The following is a 17,068-nucleotide window of genomic DNA, read 5'->3' on the forward strand; positions in this document are numbered from 1 at the left end:
CGGTCGCAGCCATGTCTGCGACCGCGACAAAGGTCGCAATAGTCAAAACCGCCACGTGCCCAATAAGGTCGCCCTGGATGCGTCGCTCGAATTCGCGCGAACGGTGACGAAAGCTGAGGACGCGAGGTGAAGGCACAGGGTAACATGACTGGATTGCCCCCCTGCGCGATCATCGCGATGGGCGTGAGCGGTTGCGGGAAGTCGACCCTGATCGCACATCTCGGCGCGTCTCTGTCCTGCCCCGCCCTCGAAGGCGACGATTTCCATGCCGAGGCGAGCGTCGCCAAGATGCGGGCCGGGCAACCCCTCGACGATGCCGACCGCTGGCCATGGCTCGACCGGCTGGGTGCCGCGATCGGATCGGCGGTACATGAACATGGAATCGCCGTCGCCGCCTGTTCCGCACTCAAGCGACGCTATCGCGAGCGGCTCGAACGCGCGGCGGGCGTACCGTTGCTATGGGTATTGCTCGACGGCGAGCGGGACGAAATCGCCGCGCGGCTGGCCGCGCGAAAGAGCCATTACATGCCGACCAGCCTGCTCGACAGCCAGTTTGCCGCGCTGGAGCGGCCTATGCCCGACGAGCGCGCACTGATCCTGCATTGCTATGCGCCGATCGAGAATCTCAGCCGGGAGGTCCTCGCCTGGGCACAGGCCGGCATCCTCTCCACAGCGCGTTAGAGTAGCTTGCATTAAATCGGAGCCACCCGTTCGTCCTGAGTAGCCATCGAGTAGCCGCGTAGCGGCGTATCGAGATGGCGTATCGAAGGACAGGTTCCGCGCGATAACCTGTCCTTCGATACGGGCTCTCGATACGCCTTCGGCTACTCGATCCCTACTCAGGACGAACGGAGCGAATTAGGCACGCGCTGCTCTAGGTTTCCGGCATCAGCCGCTTGCGGCCCTGCGACAAATGCCAACGCATCGCCAGCGCGGCGCCATCGGCATCCTGGGCACGGATCGCATCGACGATCGCGTCATGTTCTTCCATCATCGTGGCGATGACGTCGGGTGGACGCGAACGCGAGATATCGACCCCGGCACGCAGGATCAGCATCACGTCTTCCTGGAGACGATCGAGCGTGTCGGCAAAGGCGCTGTTGCCGGTCGCCTCCGCGATGGTCCGGTGCAGCACCCAATCCTCGGTATGGGCCGGGTCGCTGGACAACAGCGCACGGCGTAGCCCCTCAAGCGCCGCGTCGATCGCCTCCATCTGCTGGTGCGAACGCCGCTGCGCGGCCAGGCGGGCGGCTTCGGCCTCGAGCACGAAACGGACTTCATAGGTGCCGAGCGTCGCCGCGAGGCCGTGCATCGGCATGTGCGAGCCGAGCCGTTCCGACGGACGGCGCTTCACATAGGAGCCCGCGCCGCGCCGCGCCTCGGTGATGCCGTCGGCGGCGAGCCGGACCAGTGCCTCGCGCACGATCGAGCGCGACATGCCGAAGACCTCGGCGAGCCGCGCCTCGGATGGGAGCCGGTCGCCGGTCACCAGGCCCTCATCGTTGATGATCTGAACGATGCCGGTATAGGCGCGCCCCGCCAGCGTCCCTTCCCGCACCACCGGGCCGTCCTTGCCGATGCGGGCGCCGCCGCCAGTCATATGACGTAGCTGAGCGCCACGACCGCGGCGAGCCCGGCCACCGAGATGACCGTCTCCAGCATCGACCAGGTACGGAAGGTGTCGGCCGTACTGGTGCCGACATAGCCCTTCACCAGCCAGAAGCCCGGATCGTTGACATGGCTGAAGAACACCGAGCCGGCGCCGATCGCCAGCACCACGAGTTCGGGCGAGACGCCGGACGCGGCGACCACGCCTGGCATGACCCCGACCGCCGTGATCGTCGCGACCGTCGCTGACCCGGCGGCGAGCCGGATGCCGACCGCAACCAGCCAGCCGAGCAGCAAGGGCGAGATCGCATACATCATCACCACCCGCGCGAGCAGGTCGGACAGGCCGGCAGTGACCAGCACCTGCTTCAGCGCACCGCCGGCACCGATCGCCAGCAGGATCGCCCCCGCCGCGCCCATCGTCTCAAACCACACGGCATCCTGGATCGCCGCCTCGCTGAGCCGGCGCCCGAACAACAGGGGCAGCGCGATGAGATTGGTGACGAGCAGCGCCAGCACCGGGTTGCTGGCGGCGGCCAGCCAGACGGCGTCCTTGAGCCCCGGCACCAGCTTGCCGAGCTCGCCCGCCGCGATCAGCACGATCGGCAGCAGCACGATGAACAGCGACACCGCGCGTGGCGGGGGCGTGAGGTCCAGGGAATGATCGCTGAGGACCGGTTCGACCAACTTCACGCCCCGCGTCGTAAACCTGGCGAGCACCGGGCCAGCGAGAATGGCGATCGGGATCGCGATGATGATACCGTAGAGCATGGTAAGGCCAAGGCTGGCACCGAGCGCCTCGACTGCGAGCAACGGACCCGGATGCGGCGGTACCAGCGCATGGACCACGCCCAGGCCGGCCAGCGCGGGCATGATCAGCCGCAGCTTGGCGGCATCCCGGTCGCCATCGTCGGGCATCGCTTTCGCCGCCGCCACCACGATCGGCAACAACAGCACCAGCCCGGTTTCGAAAAAGAGCGGAAGCCCGATGATGATGGCGATGCCCAGCGTCGCCCAGGGCGCTGCCTTCGGCCCGGTCAGGCGCAGCGCGCCGGTGGCAAGCGACGCCGCAGCGCCCGACAAATGCAGCATGGCGCCGAGCGACAGACCCAGCGCAACCACCAGCCCGGTGCCGCCGACGATATCGCCAACTCCCTTCTGCACGGCTTTGGCCGTATCGGCGAGCGGCAGGCCGGCCAGCAGGCCGACCGCGAAGGCGCCGCACAACAGTCCGATGAATGGGTGGAGACGCCCGCGAACGATCAACAGGATCGCAAGGGTGATGCCGGCGATGGCGGCCATCACCAGCCTGATATCGGCACCGGTCACCAGCACCGCTCCAGCCGTGGCACGCGACTTTCAATCGCTACGGACATCGCCCCTCCTATCCCGGCGGCGTTTTCACCTCCGGATCCCTATATCATATCTGTAGGACAGGTTTCCGCGTCGTAGCAACGAAAAAAGACTTGATCCACCGTACGTTTCAAGAACATAAATAAAGCTGTCCAACTGATTCCGCGTAAACAGGAACCCGGACAGGGGTTGCGCGACGGTGCGGATGCGCGACACGGCAGGCCGAAGAGCCAAAGGAGCGAGGATGATATGACGGGGAATCGCCAACAAGCTCATCAGATCGGCGCGGGTGTGATGCCATGCGCGATGGATGGCATCGGCGCACCGGTGCGGCTCACGCCGACTCAGGTCAAGGTGATGCGAGGCGTCCGTTCGGGTCAGCTCAACAAGCAGATCGCGTTCGAGCTGGGGATCGCGGAAGCAACGGTCAAGGCGCACATGACGGCGCTGATGCGCAAGCTCAATGTCAGCAACCGCACGCAGGTCGCCATCGCGGCGCAGACTCTCACTCTCTACGCGTCCTGACCTGACCCCCCTAGAGTAGCTTGCATTAAATCAGAGCCCCCACCACCCGTTCGTCCTGAGTAGCCATCGAGTAGCCGCGCAGCGGCGTATCGAGAGGGCGTATCGAAGGACAGGTTCCGCGCGACAACCTGTCCTTCGATACGGGCTCTCGATACGCCTTCGGCTACTCGATCCCTACTCAGGACGAACGGATCAGATTTAACGCTCGCCGCTCTAATATGGGCGCCTTACTGCGACGCCCGTCGCGCTCGCCGAACGGTGACGCAGAAGAGCGGAACGTCACGCTCGGACGGTGATTCGCCGATATTTCGGGACTCGATCCAGGCGAGGTTTATGCCCTGGTTCGCATCCTGAAAATCTCAATTCAGTGCGCCATGTCTTGCTTAACGCGCTCCGCCGCCCGCATTACTCTCAGGACATTTTCGCCGGCGACCTTGGCGATATCGGCGTCGCTCCAGCCCCGGCGCATCAATTCCGCGAGCAGTGCCGGATAGGTCGCGACGTCCTCGAGACCGACCGGGAGCGCATCGCCGACGCCGTCGAAATCGGAACCTAGCCCTACATGGTCGACACCGGCCACCCTAGCGATGTGCACGATGTGATCCGCCACTTCCGACAAGGTCACGCGCGGCGCGGGGTGGTCCTTGAGCCAAAGCGCATAATCGGCCTTCGCCTTTTCGGGTTGCCCGATGTCGAGCCCGCCGAACGGCGGCGAATTCAGCCGGCTTTTTTCGGCCACCGAGTCCGCCGACCAGCGGCGATAGGCGTCCGACACATAGGCCGGCGCATAATTGACCATCACGACGCCACCATTCGCGCCGACCAGCTTGAGAACCGCGTCCGGCACGTTGCGCGGATGATCGTTGATCGCCCGCGCGCTCGAATGCGAGAAGATGACCGGCGCCTTTGACAGGGCGAGCGCGTCGCGCATCGTCGCCTCGCTGACATGGCTGAGATCGACGAGCATGCCGAGCCGGTTGAGCTCAAGCACGATCGACCGGCCAAAGTCGGTCAGGCCATCATGCCTGGGATCGTCCGTCGCCGAATCCGCCCACTCGATCGTGCGCGAATGGGTGAGCGTCAGATAACCGGCACCGAGGGCTGCATAGCTGCGCAATACCGACAGATTGTTATCGATCTGTCCCCCTCCCTCGACGCCGATCAGGCATGCGATCCGGCCTGCGGCATGAGCACGGACGACATCGTCGGCGGTCCGGACCATGGCGAAGGTCTGGGGATAGCGCGCGGCGATCGACTTCACGAGGTCGATCTGTTCCAGCGTCTGCTCGACCTGCTCCTTGCCCTCGAGCGCGGACGATACCCAGACGGACCAGAACTGGCCACCGACAAGGCCCTTGCGCAGCCGCAAGATGTCAGTGTTGTAGCGGATGGGGCGCCCCGACAGATCCGTCAGATCCGCAGTCCAGCGCGCATCGCCCTCGCGTTCACGCAGGGCCTCCGGCCAGTCATTGTGCCCGTCGATCAACGGCGTCGCCTTCAGGATGCGTGCGACGCGGGCATTGTAATCCTGTGCCGGCGATGCCGTCGGCGCCGCGAGCATCGCGACCGCGGACAGCAGCAGCAGGGAGCGCCTCAACGGCTCTTCCTGACACGACGCGGTACGCCCGGCGCATCGCCGCCGTCGCTCGCGGCGGTGGCGCCCTGGCGCGGCTCCTCATGCAGGGTCAGCAATGATTCCATCAATTCCTCTTCAGCGCTCGACATCACCGCCAGTACCTCCGCCTCATCGCAATCCACTACGAGACACGCATGGCCCATGCTTGAATCGATATACAATGCCTCTCCCGGGCCCAATGTGACCGGATCGTAGAATTCGGTGTGCGCCAACGATCTTGCCGCTGAGGACGTAGAGGAACTCCTCGCCGGTGTGCCGGACGAGATCGCCGCTCCGCGGACCGGGCACGGATCTTGGTGACCGGGATCATGCATTGGCAAGCGAACGCGTGGCAGGTTCATCGCAGGGTGAAATTCATCGCGCCGGCGAACCAGCGTGCGCCTTCCGCCTCCGGCTCGATATCGCCGCGTTTCGAGCGCGCGAATATGGTCAGCCCCACCAGCGTGTTGAGCGCGGTGCATCCTGTGTCCGATACGACAACCTGAGTGGCGCGGCCGCCCGGCGCGACGCGCACGGCAAAGCGCGCCTCGATATCGAAAGCCTTTTCGGTCTGGCCGGCAAACTTGCACTCGCCCTTCTTCAGCAGATCTTCCACGGCGAGGACAAGCTGGACATAAGGGAGGCGACCATGAAGCTTCAGGGCGGACAGCTTCTCCCAATTCGCCGTGCCGATGGAGATGCTCTGATCGGGCGCCAACTGGCCGGCCTGCAATGCCTCTTCGTATGAATAATCATCCTCTGCACGCCGCTCCATGCCCGAGCTATTCCAGGAAGCTTGCGTCTTGCAGAGGATGCGCTGCTTCAGGATGGAACCGGTTTCCACCGACCTGCGGCACACCACCCTGCCGGAATCATGACGTGGCCTCTCCGCCCGATCCGCGGCCTGGGCTGGCAAGGGCATCATGGCGAGGACGGCAAGCGCCGTAGCAACTGCAAACACGTGAATCTCCGTCGCGCATCCGCAAGCCTGCCCGTGAAACGGAACAGGAAACATGCGGCCAACGCGCCGTTGCCACAATATGGGCTGCACGGTCTCGCGCAATCGCTCGCGTCGAAAATCGCGATGTCCGCCGATATGGTAAAAGCTGTCCTGCAGGACCGGCAGGGCCAACCGCGATCGGCTATGGCGATCTTCTGCCCTTGGCGGCGTGGAAAGCAGGGCGCCCCGGTCGGCGGGCTGCCCGCTTTGGATGCGTGGCGCCAACCACGATGGGAGCGGCCATTCGTCGACCGCCCCCTCTCGTTGGTTCGACAGCTATTACTGGAAGTACTTCTTTCTGGCCAACCGAACCGCCGAAACTTGAGGCGGCGGCAGTCCGGCCGTCTCGGGCGTAAAGCCGCCACCGTTCACGCCGAAGAACAGGAAGCTGAAGTCGAACCCGTTCTGAGTCTGCGCGACACCATGGCACCCCTGGCAACCACCGCTCGACGTGAGCGACCCCCCGCTATGATAGTCGATGACGTTGACCTGATTGCGGATATTGGTGAGCACACCGTTCGTGATCGGCGGGAAGCCCCGGAACAGCTGAATGCCCGGCTGGCTGCTTTCGACGACGATGTTGGCGAGATAGAAATCCCGGGTGCTTTCATTGTTCGTCGGGACCGCCTGGACGCCGGCGAGCTTGTAATATTGCCAGGTGAAATTCTGGTTGAAACCGGGAATTCCCTTCATCGCGGCGAGCGCCTGGGCGTTCACCGAGGCGACTTCCGGTACGGTCGGGACCGGTGAGGTGACCGGGATGGCGACCCCGCCAGGCACGGGCTTCGCCCCGGGGAAGGTGCTCGTATTGCCCTGGGGCAAGCTCACGCTGCCATTCACACCATAAGGTTTCGCCGTCGGCTGAGCTGGGTTGAAGCCGATATTCGGGTTGGGCACCACCTGACCGGTAGGCGGAAAGGTCGTGGTCGCCGGCGTCGTGTACCCGACCGAATTGTAGGACGGGACATAATAAACGCCCGACGGTTGCCCGGTGACCTGGTTCTTGAAGTCGTCCACCTGTTCGAACGTCGCGAAGATGAAGGCGGGATAGTTGGGGGTCTTGTGGATGATGTGAAGCGCGATGAGCGCATAGGGCACGACATTGGTAACGGGCGCGGTGTCGGTGCCGGAATAAGTGAGCACATTCGCGATGTGATAGCGATAGCGCTGGTTGGCCGGGATCGACGATACCGGGCGCCAGGCGGCCTTCACCTCGACGGTCGTGGTCGGAAGATTGACCACCGGGAAGAGGCGGAACGGTTTGAACTGCGGAATGAAGCTCTTGTAATTCTGCGTCACATAATTGGATTCATACTGGTTCACCTTCGCCTCGAACAATATCTGGGCATCGGTGGCCGGTTGCGGATTTCCCGGCTGGGCCGGATAGAACAGGATATTCTGTCCGATCTGGTTCGCTTCATCGAGGTTGTTGAACGGCACTGGCCCGCCGCCCGGCACCGTGATGGTGCTACACAGGTTGTTACTCGCGGCGGTCGTGACATATTTGGGAGCCGCACCCCAGGGCTGTGGCGGTATCGGCGACGTCACCGGCCCGGTCGAAGAACTGGTGGCATTGCACGGAAACAATTCGGTCCGATGCTGATAGGTCTCCCAGACCAGCGGGCCCTTATTGGCACCGGTGCCCGAGGCCGCAAAACTGCCGCCAGGCACGCCGCGCATGCCCGATTTGTTGGGTGATACGGCCGAGATGAACTCGAGCCAGGCAAAGGTCGCCAGATCCTGATGCGCGACAGAGCTGTTGCGATAGATGTCGCTGGGGATCAGCGGATTGGTGTTGGTCATATCCGCTGTCTGCACCGTCCGTCCCGGCCCGACGACTGGCCCGAATGGCGGCGCCAGCGGTACGGCGGAAGAAGAAGACGAAGAGGTTTGCGCCACGGCGGCGGCAGCCACCAGCGAGCCTGCGCACAGCAGCAAAGTAAGTTTCTTCATAGCGGCCCCATTTCAGAGAGATCGACAAGCAGCTTTAAATTCTGCAAATCTCTATATTGCCACAGCCTATAATGGGGCCCGACGGGCAGCAATCGAAGAAGAGGCCAGAATGGCTACATCGGAGGAGGAAACTCTTGGCCGATGCGGTACGGACCCGGAATCACTTGATCCGAATGCCATCTACGGCGGCGATCCATCGATCCGGCGCGATCAGCCATGCATCCACATGGTGCATGCCCTTGCCGTTCCACCCTTCACCCGCCGGGCCGAGGATCGGGCTTTCGGCGGATTCGCGCTCGGCATAAAGATCGGGCGTCAGGCGGGTTATCTCGAAAGCCCGCACGCCGCTGCCATAGCGCGGCCCGCAATCCTGCGCGAAGCGGTACAGGCGACCGTCCCATGCCACCACCCGCCCACCGGGCCGCGACCTGCTCTTGTCTTCGGTCTTCAGCGGACTGGCCGGGTGTTCGCGCCAGGGGCCATGGAGTGAATCGGCATAAAATAGCGCGAGCGCGTCATGCGTGGACGGCGCCGGACAGGCGAACATCCACCACCGCCCCTCGAACCTGAACAGGGTGGGATCGGCCAGCCGACCCGAAATAAGGTCGGCGACCGGAACCCAGCGCGTTGGAAACGGATCGGCGCGGTAAAGCCGGACAGCGTTGGCATCGAGCGTCTCCGGAACCATGAAGACCTCGCCCTCATGTTCGAACACATAAGGGTAAGACAGATGGAACGGCTCGCTCAGCACGATTCCCCGATAGGACCAGGCGGTTGCATCCAGGCTGCTTGCCCAACCGATCTCGCCGGTCCGCCGGCCATGGTTCAGCACCTCGAAGAACAAATGCCATTCGCCCCGCCAGGGCAGGAGGAACGGGTCGGCGACAAAGGCCGCCGGCACATCGGTCACCTGCTCGCGCGTCATGATCGGATTGGCGATGCCGGCGGGCGGTGCGAGATGAAGCGGATCGGGCCCGGCATAAAGGCCGATCGACCACGGGTCGCCGGGGAGCGGGTCAGTCATGGTAGCCGGCCGATCTCGCGCTGCCCGGAGCACCAGCGCAGCTTGTAGGTCTCCACGCCGCGAAGATAGTCGAACTCGGCCAGGCCAAGCGCGCACGCCTCGCGCACCGCGGCATTCGCCATCAGCATGCCGGGAGAGAAAGTCGCGAAGTCCGCGACGAACCCGGCGTTCCAGTTGCCGAGGCTGTCGGCACCCAGCATGCAGATGTCCAGTCCGATCAGCCGCTCCCCGGCCCACAGCCCGAACAGCGGTACACTGCCTTCGCGCCACAGCGCCGGGAGCATCGCGGTCGCAAAGGCCCGTGCCGCCGGATCGCGCAGGAACAGGCTGCGCTCGCCGAAGCGCGCCCGCTGCATGTCGAGGAAGAAAATGCCCGGGTCGACCGCCGTGTCGCGCTCGGGATCGAGCCGGCGCACGACAAGACCGTTGCGCGCCGCGCGGCGCACGACAAGGCCAAGCTCGCGCTGGAAGCCGGGGCTGCGTCCGGCGAACCAGCCGTCATAGCCGCCGGAAAGATCGGCGGTCGGGCAGATGAATGTCTTCTCGACGAGCATCGGTGCCGTGCCCTCGGCCGTCGCGCAGTTCGCGTCGGGGCGGATGCAGGTCAGGTCGAGCCGGGGAAAGCGACTGCGCGCAAAGATCATCAGCCGCCGCGCGGCCGCGACGTCGCCATCCGCCACGATCAGGTCGTTATAATCGCTCAGCAGCGTGGCGAAACGCGCCGTTTCGTCGCGCGAGTGCTGGACCAGCGGAAAGACGCCGACGAGCTGTTCGCCGCGGCGCGCGGCGATCACACAGGGCAGGTGCTCGGGCCAGGCATCGAGCGCCGCCAGATACCAGCTCGGTCCACTGAAGGCGCGGTTGCAGCGAGAGCGTTCGAGCAGCGCACGCCACGCTCCCGCGATCGTCTCGACCGCCTCGCGATCCTCGAGCAGGTCGCAGGCGATCCCTCCGGTGACGATCTCCAGGTCAGCCGCGACCGTGTCCCGATCCGCATGGATCAGCGTGGCGACACCCGCCACCGGTGGCTGGGGTTGCCCGGCCGGCGCGTTCCAGGCGATGCGCTGGGCGGAAGGCAGCTTTTCGATCTGCCCCCTGAGGCTGTCGTCGCGCAGCAGTGCCATCGCGGTGCCGCTGGCCAGCGTATAGCGCCGCGAGACCTGGTCGAGAAAGCCGGCTGGATCGAGGCAGGATTGCACCACCAGATCGAGCTGACTGGTCCCCGTGGCCGCGCGGCACATCAGATGGGCCGGCGGGCCGCCATGGAGGCGAGCGCCGATCTCCACCAGCACCGGGCCGTGCTCATCGACGATCACCTCGCAATGCCCGGCACCGTGACGGATCTCCAGCGCATCCAGAACGCGCACGGCGAAGGCGAAGAGCAGATCGGCCAGCGGCCCCTCGGGCGGCAGCAGTTGCTTGGTGGACAGAAGCCCGATCGAGTCGAAACCCGGCGCCGGCTTGCCATAGGCCCACAACGCCGCCAGCCGATGGTGTCCATCATGGCTGACGGTGTCCACGACATATTCCGGCCCGCTCAGGAATTCCTGCACCAGCACGGTCTCGTTGCTGAACCCGAGCCGGTCGACCTGGCCGTGAACGGCATGGAAGGCGCGCGCCACCTCGTCCCGCGACGCGCACAGATGGACGCCTTCCGATCCCTTTGCGAGGCGGGGCTTCAACACCGCCGGCCAGTGACCCCCGGCATCCAGCCAGTCCATGATCTGGTCGAGCCGCCCGGATTCGATCTGCCGCGGCACCCGGATACCGTGGCGACCGACCTCCTCGATCATGCGGGCCTTGTCACGGCGTGCCTGGCTGAGACGGGTGCCGTTCCCCGCCAGGCCGAGCGCCTCGCCCAACCGATCGGCCAGCACCACGCCTCTTTCCGATCCGGCAATGACGCGGTCCACCTTATGGCCACGCAACGAGGCGACGGCTTCAGTGATATCGTCATGCCAGAAGATCAGGTCGCGGAAGGCCGCTGGATCGAAGGACGATGCCGCCTCCCGCGGAACCGCTGCCGTGCTTCCCACCATCACCGCCGCCACGCCATGCTCGGCAAAGGCGGGCGCCAGCATCGAACCGGCATCATAGGGATCGACGATGGCAATCGTGCGCGGCGTCACGGCTTGCGAAAGGCTCCGCGCCAGACCTGCTTGATCGGGTTTCCGTCCGGATCGAAGCTCGTCACTGGCTCCAGCACGAGCTGTTCCCAGCCGGCGAGCACCGCCTGGCAATAGTCGCGGCTGAGGAAGTGCATCGTCTGGCCGCCGGCGAGGATATAGGATCGAGGCCCGAGCTGGCGCTCCGGGGGCTGGAAGGCGAGCCTGCGCTCGAGATCCGCCATGGAATTGGCGTGAAACAGGAACAGCCCGCCGGGCCGGAGGCAGCGGCCGACCTCGCCGACGATGCGCCTCAGGACGATATCGTCGAAGCTGTGCAGCACCAGATTGCTGACCACCGCGTCGAATGCCTCGTCCGCATAGTCGAGCGGCAGACCGACATCGCCCTGGCGGAAATCGATCGCGAGCCCCTCCCCATCGGCGAGCTGTCGCGCCTGGTCGATCGCGACCTGCGCGAAATCCATGCCCTCGACCTGGAATCCCCGCCGCGCGAGCGCCAGCGCATCATAGCCGGTACCGCATCCGAGATCGAACACGCGGCGGCAATCATGCTCGTTCAGCAGCGGCAGGAACGGTTCCAGCCACTGGCTCGACCGGTCTGGCTCGCCCATGGCGAGGATCGAGCGGAAGCGCCTATCCCAGACGCTCGCCCCGGCATAATGCTCTTCAGTCGCCATGACAGGAAGAAGGCCCTTTCTCCGGCACCGCGAGCGAGGCTAGACTTGCCGCCCGAACAGTTCATGTCTTGTTGGCCCAGTCCTTCCCGGAGCGAAAGATGACGAAACCACCGGAAGCGGTTCGATTCATCATCTTGAATGCCACCAGAACCGGCAGCAATTTCCTGTGCACGGTGCTGAATTCCCACCCGGGCATCCTGTGCCATCACGAAATCTTCAACCCCCATGTGATCGGGGTGGCGCGACACCTGCAGGACAGCGATTTCCGGCTGGGCAGCATGGAGGAGCGGGAACGCGATCCGGTCGAATTCCTTGACCGCGTATGGCGCACCGATCTCGGGCGGGCCGCGGTGGGGTTCAAGATGTGCCTGTGGCAGCACCAGCCGGCCTATGACGCCGTCGTGCCGGACGCGTCGGTGCGCAAGATCATCCTGAAGCGGCGCAACCGGGTGAAGAGCTTCGTGTCGCTGCTGCTGGCGCGGCAGACCGGCGAATGGGTGGTCTATGACGATCGCGGCGCGCCGGCGCCCCGCCCCCAGGTGCATGTCGATCGCGACGCCCTGCTGGAGAATATCGCGCTGCACGAGCGCTTCTATGCCGAGACCGAGCGCGCGCTGTGCGAGTCAGCGCAGGACCATGTGCTGCTCTGGTACGAGGATCTGTTCTCGCCAGACGGAATAGAGCCGGCGCTTGCCTTTCTTGGCGCGCAAGGGCGGCCGGCCCAGCCGGAAGGCCAGACCTGGAAGCTTACGCCGGTTGCGCTGCGGGAAACCATCGCGAATTTCGACGCGCTCAGCGAGGCATTGCGCGGAAGCGATCTCGAAGCGGAACTGCATGAAACGGGACGTTGAGCATCACTCCCCGTTCGTTTCGAGCGAAGTCGAGAAACACTGACGAAGCGCCAAGCCCTGTTTCTCGACTTCGCTCGAAACGAACGGAGGGGGTGATACGGGTGAGTAGTTTCAGAGCGATTCCAGATAGCGCAGGACATGGCCCGCATCGGTTTCCGGCAGGAAGCGTAGCGCCGCCTCGCGGGACGCGTTAGCGCAGCGGCGATATGCGTTGCCGTCCGACAACAGGCTGTCCAGCGCGGCCTGCCACGGCGCGATGTCCTGCGGCGGCGCGACATGGCCCATATCCGTTCGCCGGGCAGGCGCGACCGGCAGAATGAAATCCACCCCGAGCTTGGCCTCGGGCTGCCCGCCGAGATTGCCCGCTAGGACCGGAATGCCGCGCAGCATCGCGTCCAGCGCGACATAGCCGAAGGTTTCCGGCACCAGCGACGGCGCGACCAGAATGCGGGTGGTGCGCAGGATGGCGCCGACATCGTCGGCCGGCTCGAGAACCGTCATATTCGGCAGGCGCGAGAGCTGTTCGCGGACGGCCGCGTCGCCACCCCAGGTCGGCACTGCGGCAAACGGCGTATCCGGAAACAATCCCGCCAGTTCGAGGAAGATCGGCAGTCCCTTGACCAGACACGGGTTGATCATCGTCACGGTGCCGGAATCCGGTCGCCCGACCGGGTCGAACGGGCCGTCGCCGAATACCGGGAAGTGTAGGACGACCGAGTCCAGGCCGCCAAACTCCCGGAGATAGGCCCGGCTATGCTCGCTCACCACGACGATGCTCCGCGCACGCCGCAATCTTTCGTGCTGCGCCGGATCATGGGCCTCGGCCTCGGGACCGAACGGCAGGTGAAAATGGGTATGCACCAGCGCCACAACCCGGTCGGGCGCGCAGGCCAGGGCGATGTCGAGCAGCATCGCCGGGCGATCGTCGGAGACGAGGATCCAGTCGGGCGCTGTCCTGCGAATGGTCTCCGCGATGCGTGCCGGCGCCTTGGAACTGTCCAGATCGAGCGCTTCGACGCTCACCCCCTCATGGCGATAAACCATGCCGCGCGCGCCGGTTTCGACCGCAATGCCGCGTGCCTCCAGCGCTTGCGCGCTGAACCGGTCGGCCAGGACCCGGCGCCCGGCGGGCAGGCGCGACACGGCGTGACAATCGAAGCCGCGCGCCGCGAGCGCCGTCAGCAACAGGCGGTTGGCCTTGTTGCCCCCGCCATAGGACGGAAAATACGCCGCATCCTGCAGCAGGAGTATCGTGGCGCCCATCGTCGCCACTAGGCCTTTCGGCACGCGTCGCGGTCAAGCCGGTTACCTGTCAAAATGGGGACATCGACTATGCGCCTCGTCCGATCCGCCCGGTAGAGTTGCGTATCGACCTGGGGAGAGACATGTGCGCGACCTGATCTGCGGATTGCTCGGTTCACCGGAAAGCGCTGGTACCGGGACCCCGGCGGGGCGTGCGCGCGACCTCACCGTATCGTGGCTGCGCTGGCATTATTTCGGCGCGATCATCGAGGGTGCCGATCTCGACACGATCCTCACCCGTGCCCGCGAAACGGGCGCCCGCTATTGCCTCGTTCAGGGTTACGGCCATGTCGTCGCCGAGCATGCCGGCCCGAACGGCGGCAAGGCCCGCAGCTTTTTCGACGCGCTGGAGGAATGGACCGGCGACCACGACGTCGTCTTCGCCGGCCTTCCCGGCCGCTGCCTGCTGGTCGACCTCGCCGCCTGGGCGCGAGAGGGCGAGCCGAACCTCGACGCGGTTGCGGTCCTGCCGTTCGGCCCGGGGCTGGATGGACATCTGATCGACCTGCGGCCCGACCTCGCCAACGCGTCGGGCTTTCTCGGCTTTCTCGACGACATGTCCGAAAAGGCCGGGCGCGGCGTATTCGTGCTGAATTACGAATCCTATGACGATGTCGCTGAGCCCCCGCCCGGCTTCGCGTCGCCCGTGTCGACCCTTTATTGCGTCGCCGCCGGGCTGAAGCCCAACCGAATCCTCGCGACGCACGGCGTGGACGCGGACAGCCAGGTGGTGTTCTTCGATTACAGCAACCAGGCACTCGAGTTCCGGTGCACGCTCGACAACGAATGGGACGGGCGCGACTATCCGCTTTTCCTGCGCGGCCTGTTCGAGCGGCAGAACGGGGCCCATTATTATCTCTGGCCCGGCGCCTCGCCCGACAACATGGATTGGGCGGAGCTCGACCGGCTATGGGCGGCTGAACTGGCGCGCTGGGGCGGCGCGGCCGTTTTCGAGGATCATTGGTGGCAGTTCCGCACGCTGAAGCGGGACTATCTGCTCTGCAACATCCTCGAGGCCGACGTCGTGCTCGCGCGCATCCGCAACGAGCCCGGCGCGCTGATCTGGTGGAGCAATGCCTTTTGCACGATCTTCAGCGCGACTCATTACAGCCTGGAGCAGAAGCGCCGCATCTATGAGGACTGGATCGTCCGCCTCGCCGAGGCGGCGCCGGACATCTTCCTCTACGGGTCGGACCACAGCAACAGCAGCGTCAACGCGATCACCGCGCGCGACTATCGCGAGCGCTATTTCGCGCATGGCGGCGATCCGCTTCTGGCGCGCGCCTTCCACCGCCACTCGATCCGGTTCTGACGCACAAAAAACCCCGCCGCGAACCGAGGGTCGCGGCGGGGCGGATCATTCAGGCGGAGATCAGCGGAACGTCACCGTGTTCGGGAAGACGTGGCTGACGCTGGTGCCTTGCGTGCCGTTGAAATCGCCATGGCAGCTGAAGCAGTTGGCGGCCGTGGCGTCCGGATCGGGGTTGCCCGGCCGGACCTGCTGGAACGTCTCCATCGTCGTGTTCGCGACGAACTGCGATCCGATCAGCTGGTAGCCCGGCTGCGGCGGGATGATGCGGTTGCTCCAGATCGCGCCGACCAGGAAATAATTGGCCAGCGCCTTGCCGGTCGTACCCGACGCGGCCAGCTTCGGCTGAAGCGACTGCATCAGCGAGACCAGCAAGGTGTTGTTGAGCACGGCCGGGTCGGTCGGCGTGGGCGTGGCCGGCTGCTGGCTGCCCCACGGATTGAGGCGTGCGACGCTGGCCGGTGTGAGGGTCGACCCCGCCGAGACGATGCTGACGATGTTGGGGTCTTTGCCCGACGACGCCGTTTCGACGATCACATCGGGTGCAGTCGGGGCGCCCTTCGTGCCGTTGTAGAAAATCGAAGACTGGCTGCTCGTCTGGCTGAAGGTGACGGTATTGAGGCAGCTCGTGCTCGTCTTGCACGCCTTGGTGGCGGGATCGTAATTCTGGTTGAGATAGGAATAGGTCGCATCGGGGCTGTTGAAGTTCGATTCGAACGTCGCCCAGACCATTTCCGGATGAGAGTTGACCGACCCCACGACGTGCATGCCGACCATCGCCAGGGTCCGCGTGACCATGGTCTCGCCATCCCAGGTCAGCACCAGCTGCCCCTGCGTGTTGGTCGATTGGGTAAAGGCCGGGACGTCCGACTTGATCCGGATGAGGCTGCCGGCCTGAGCGGTGGTGAGATAGGCGACATCGACCCAGGCAGTCTTCACTTCGATCGCGAGCTGCTCGAGATTGGGCAGAGTCTTGCCGGAGGCTTTCTGGATCTCCTTCGCCTGGTCGAGCGTGATCGGGAAATTCGTCTTGTTCGGGCCGACCCGATAATAAGGCACCTTGCGCCAATGCTCCTTGAGCGCCGTGAAGACGTCATTTTCCTGGATCGCATAATAGACGACCGGATAGGTCGACATGCCGGGCGCGCTGGGCGCCGCGATGGGCTGTCCATTGACGATCAGCACGCCGCCACCTGCCTGGCCGGTCGAGTCCGTATCGCCCGCCGGGCCGCCGACCACGTTATTGGTGCTGTTGGCCGATTTGAGCAGCAGCGTCCTGGGCTTGTTGACGCGGACGCGGAACGAGACGTTCGACTTACCCTGGGCATCCACGCCGGTGCTGTTGACCAGCTGGAAAGCACCGGTCGCGGTGTCCTCGACGGCATTATCGAACTTCGGCGAGAACATCAGCAAATTGCCGCGCGCGTCCTTGGTGGTCAGCCAGAGGAACATCTGCGACGACCATTTGTAGAAAGCGCAATCCGATGAGGGCTGGAAGCTGGAACTGCTCGGCGGGGCGAAATTATTGCCGACCTTCCAGGTGGCGAACTCGGCGCTGCTGACGGCGCATAGCGGCGCCGGGCCGGCGGGCGTCTGGGACTGGACGGATGATTTGGCGGCGATGCCGACAAACAGAAACAGGCCGGCCGATAATAGCCATTTGCTCGGTTTCATTTCGCATGCTCCTTCAGAAATTCAGTGAAATCGGGAACGCTGACAACATCG

15 protein-coding genes are annotated in these 17,068 nt (G+C 64.8%); 4 read left to right on the forward strand and 11 right to left on the reverse strand.

Features of this window, described 5'->3' with window-relative positions:
• Positions 1 to 144: 144 nt before the first annotated feature.
• Complete coding sequence (locus tag AC1DX5_RS16165; RefSeq protein WP_465172997.1) at positions 145 to 681, forward strand: gluconokinase; 537 nt, start codon at positions 145 to 147, stop codon at positions 679 to 681.
• A gap of 193 nt (positions 682 to 874) precedes the next feature.
• Here AC1DX5_RS16165 and AC1DX5_RS16170 read toward each other — a convergent pair whose 3' ends face one another.
• Positions 875 to 1,558, reverse strand: coding sequence for a FadR/GntR family transcriptional regulator (locus tag AC1DX5_RS16170; protein ID WP_465173914.1), 684 nt, complete (start codon positions 1,556 to 1,558; stop codon positions 875 to 877).
• Between the two features lie 38 nt (positions 1,559 to 1,596).
• Complete coding sequence (locus tag AC1DX5_RS16175) at positions 1,597 to 2,937, reverse strand: GntP family permease (RefSeq protein WP_465172996.1); 1,341 nt, start codon at positions 2,935 to 2,937, stop codon at positions 1,597 to 1,599.
• 318 nt (positions 2,938 to 3,255) lie between these two features.
• Here AC1DX5_RS16175 and AC1DX5_RS16180 point away from each other — a divergent pair, with 318 nt between their 5' ends.
• Positions 3,256 to 3,486 carry a response regulator transcription factor gene (locus AC1DX5_RS16180; protein WP_465173913.1) on the forward strand — a complete coding sequence of 77 codons (231 nt, stop codon included), beginning with the start codon at positions 3,256 to 3,258 and terminating at the stop codon, positions 3,484 to 3,486.
• Between the two features lie 364 nt (positions 3,487 to 3,850).
• Here the strand turns inward: AC1DX5_RS16180 and AC1DX5_RS16185 are convergent, their stop codons facing one another.
• From AC1DX5_RS16185 to AC1DX5_RS16215, 7 genes are all read right to left on the reverse strand, one after another.
• Entirely contained in the window at positions 3,851 to 5,047 is a 1,197-nt protein-coding gene (locus tag AC1DX5_RS16185) for a dipeptidase (protein WP_478016404.1), read from the reverse strand.
• 32 nt (positions 5,048 to 5,079) lie between these two features.
• On the reverse strand, positions 5,080 to 5,283 hold the full coding sequence (locus AC1DX5_RS16190; protein ID WP_478016372.1) for a hypothetical protein: 204 nt from the start codon (positions 5,281 to 5,283) through the stop codon (positions 5,080 to 5,082).
• 176 nt (positions 5,284 to 5,459) lie between these two features.
• Complete coding sequence (locus tag AC1DX5_RS16195; RefSeq protein ID WP_478016373.1) at positions 5,460 to 6,233, reverse strand: hypothetical protein; 774 nt, start codon at positions 6,231 to 6,233, stop codon at positions 5,460 to 5,462.
• A 147-nt stretch (positions 6,234 to 6,380) separates the two neighbouring features.
• Positions 6,381 to 8,054: a hypothetical protein gene (locus AC1DX5_RS16200; RefSeq protein WP_478016374.1), complete on the reverse strand. Its 1,674-nt coding sequence runs from the start codon at positions 8,052 to 8,054 to the stop codon at positions 6,381 to 6,383.
• Positions 8,055 to 8,214: 160 nt separating this feature from the next.
• Positions 8,215 to 9,078 carry a glucosamine inositolphosphorylceramide transferase family protein gene (locus AC1DX5_RS16205; RefSeq protein ID WP_478016375.1) on the reverse strand — a complete coding sequence of 288 codons (864 nt, stop codon included), beginning with the start codon at positions 9,076 to 9,078 and terminating at the stop codon, positions 8,215 to 8,217.
• Positions 9,075 to 11,207, reverse strand: a complete 2,133-nt coding sequence (locus AC1DX5_RS16210) for a GNAT family N-acetyltransferase (RefSeq protein WP_478016376.1) — start codon at positions 11,205 to 11,207, stop codon at positions 9,075 to 9,077. The genes AC1DX5_RS16205 and AC1DX5_RS16210 overlap by 4 nt, the downstream gene beginning before the upstream one ends.
• A complete protein-coding gene (locus AC1DX5_RS16215; RefSeq protein ID WP_478016377.1) occupies positions 11,204 to 11,881 on the reverse strand; it encodes a class I SAM-dependent methyltransferase in 678 nt (225 codons plus the stop codon). Before AC1DX5_RS16215 ends, AC1DX5_RS16210 begins: the two co-directional genes overlap by 4 nt.
• Before the next feature lie 98 nt (positions 11,882 to 11,979).
• On the opposite strand from AC1DX5_RS16215, the gene AC1DX5_RS16220 reads away from it, so the two are divergent.
• Positions 11,980 to 12,732 carry a hypothetical protein gene (locus tag AC1DX5_RS16220; RefSeq protein ID WP_478016378.1) on the forward strand — a complete coding sequence of 251 codons (753 nt, stop codon included), beginning with the start codon at positions 11,980 to 11,982 and terminating at the stop codon, positions 12,730 to 12,732.
• Between the two features lie 111 nt (positions 12,733 to 12,843).
• Here AC1DX5_RS16220 and AC1DX5_RS16225 read toward each other — a convergent pair whose 3' ends face one another.
• Positions 12,844 to 14,019, reverse strand: a complete 1,176-nt coding sequence (locus tag AC1DX5_RS16225; protein WP_478016379.1) for a glycosyltransferase family 4 protein — start codon at positions 14,017 to 14,019, stop codon at positions 12,844 to 12,846.
• A 100-nt stretch (positions 14,020 to 14,119) separates the two neighbouring features.
• Here AC1DX5_RS16225 and AC1DX5_RS16230 point away from each other — a divergent pair, with 100 nt between their 5' ends.
• On the forward strand, positions 14,120 to 15,346 hold the full coding sequence (locus tag AC1DX5_RS16230) for a hypothetical protein (protein ID WP_478016380.1): 1,227 nt from the start codon (positions 14,120 to 14,122) through the stop codon (positions 15,344 to 15,346).
• Between the two features lie 60 nt (positions 15,347 to 15,406).
• Here the strand turns inward: AC1DX5_RS16230 and AC1DX5_RS16235 are convergent, their stop codons facing one another.
• On the reverse strand, positions 15,407 to 17,017 hold the full coding sequence (locus AC1DX5_RS16235) for a hypothetical protein (RefSeq protein WP_478016381.1): 1,611 nt from the start codon (positions 17,015 to 17,017) through the stop codon (positions 15,407 to 15,409).
• Between the last annotated feature and the right edge of the window lie 51 nt (positions 17,018 to 17,068).

This window comes from Sphingomonas sp. P2_B6, from assembly GCF_056404755.1.

Bases quoted from the DNA above. Each gene is read 5' to 3' on its own strand.
- AC1DX5_RS16205 (WP_478016375.1), bottom strand. From the start codon at position 9,078: ATGACTGACCCGCTCCCCGGCGACCCGTGGTCGATCGGCCTTTATGCC.
- AC1DX5_RS16165 (WP_465172997.1), top strand. From the start codon at position 145: ATGACTGGATTGCCCCCCTGCGCGATCATCGCGATGGGCGTGAGCGGT.
- AC1DX5_RS16180 (WP_465173913.1), top strand. From the start codon at position 3,256: ATGCCATGCGCGATGGATGGCATCGGCGCACCGGTGCGGCTCACGCCG.
- AC1DX5_RS16185 (WP_478016404.1), bottom strand. From the start codon at position 5,047: ATGCTCGCGGCGCCGACGGCATCGCCGGCACAGGATTACAATGCCCGC.
- AC1DX5_RS16220 (WP_478016378.1), top strand. From the start codon at position 11,980: ATGACGAAACCACCGGAAGCGGTTCGATTCATCATCTTGAATGCCACC.
- AC1DX5_RS16200 (WP_478016374.1), bottom strand. From the start codon at position 8,054: ATGAAGAAACTTACTTTGCTGCTGTGCGCAGGCTCGCTGGTGGCTGCC.
- AC1DX5_RS16215 (WP_478016377.1), bottom strand. From the start codon at position 11,881: ATGGCGACTGAAGAGCATTATGCCGGGGCGAGCGTCTGGGATAGGCGC.
- AC1DX5_RS16235 (WP_478016381.1), bottom strand. From the start codon at position 17,017: ATGAAACCGAGCAAATGGCTATTATCGGCCGGCCTGTTTCTGTTTGTC.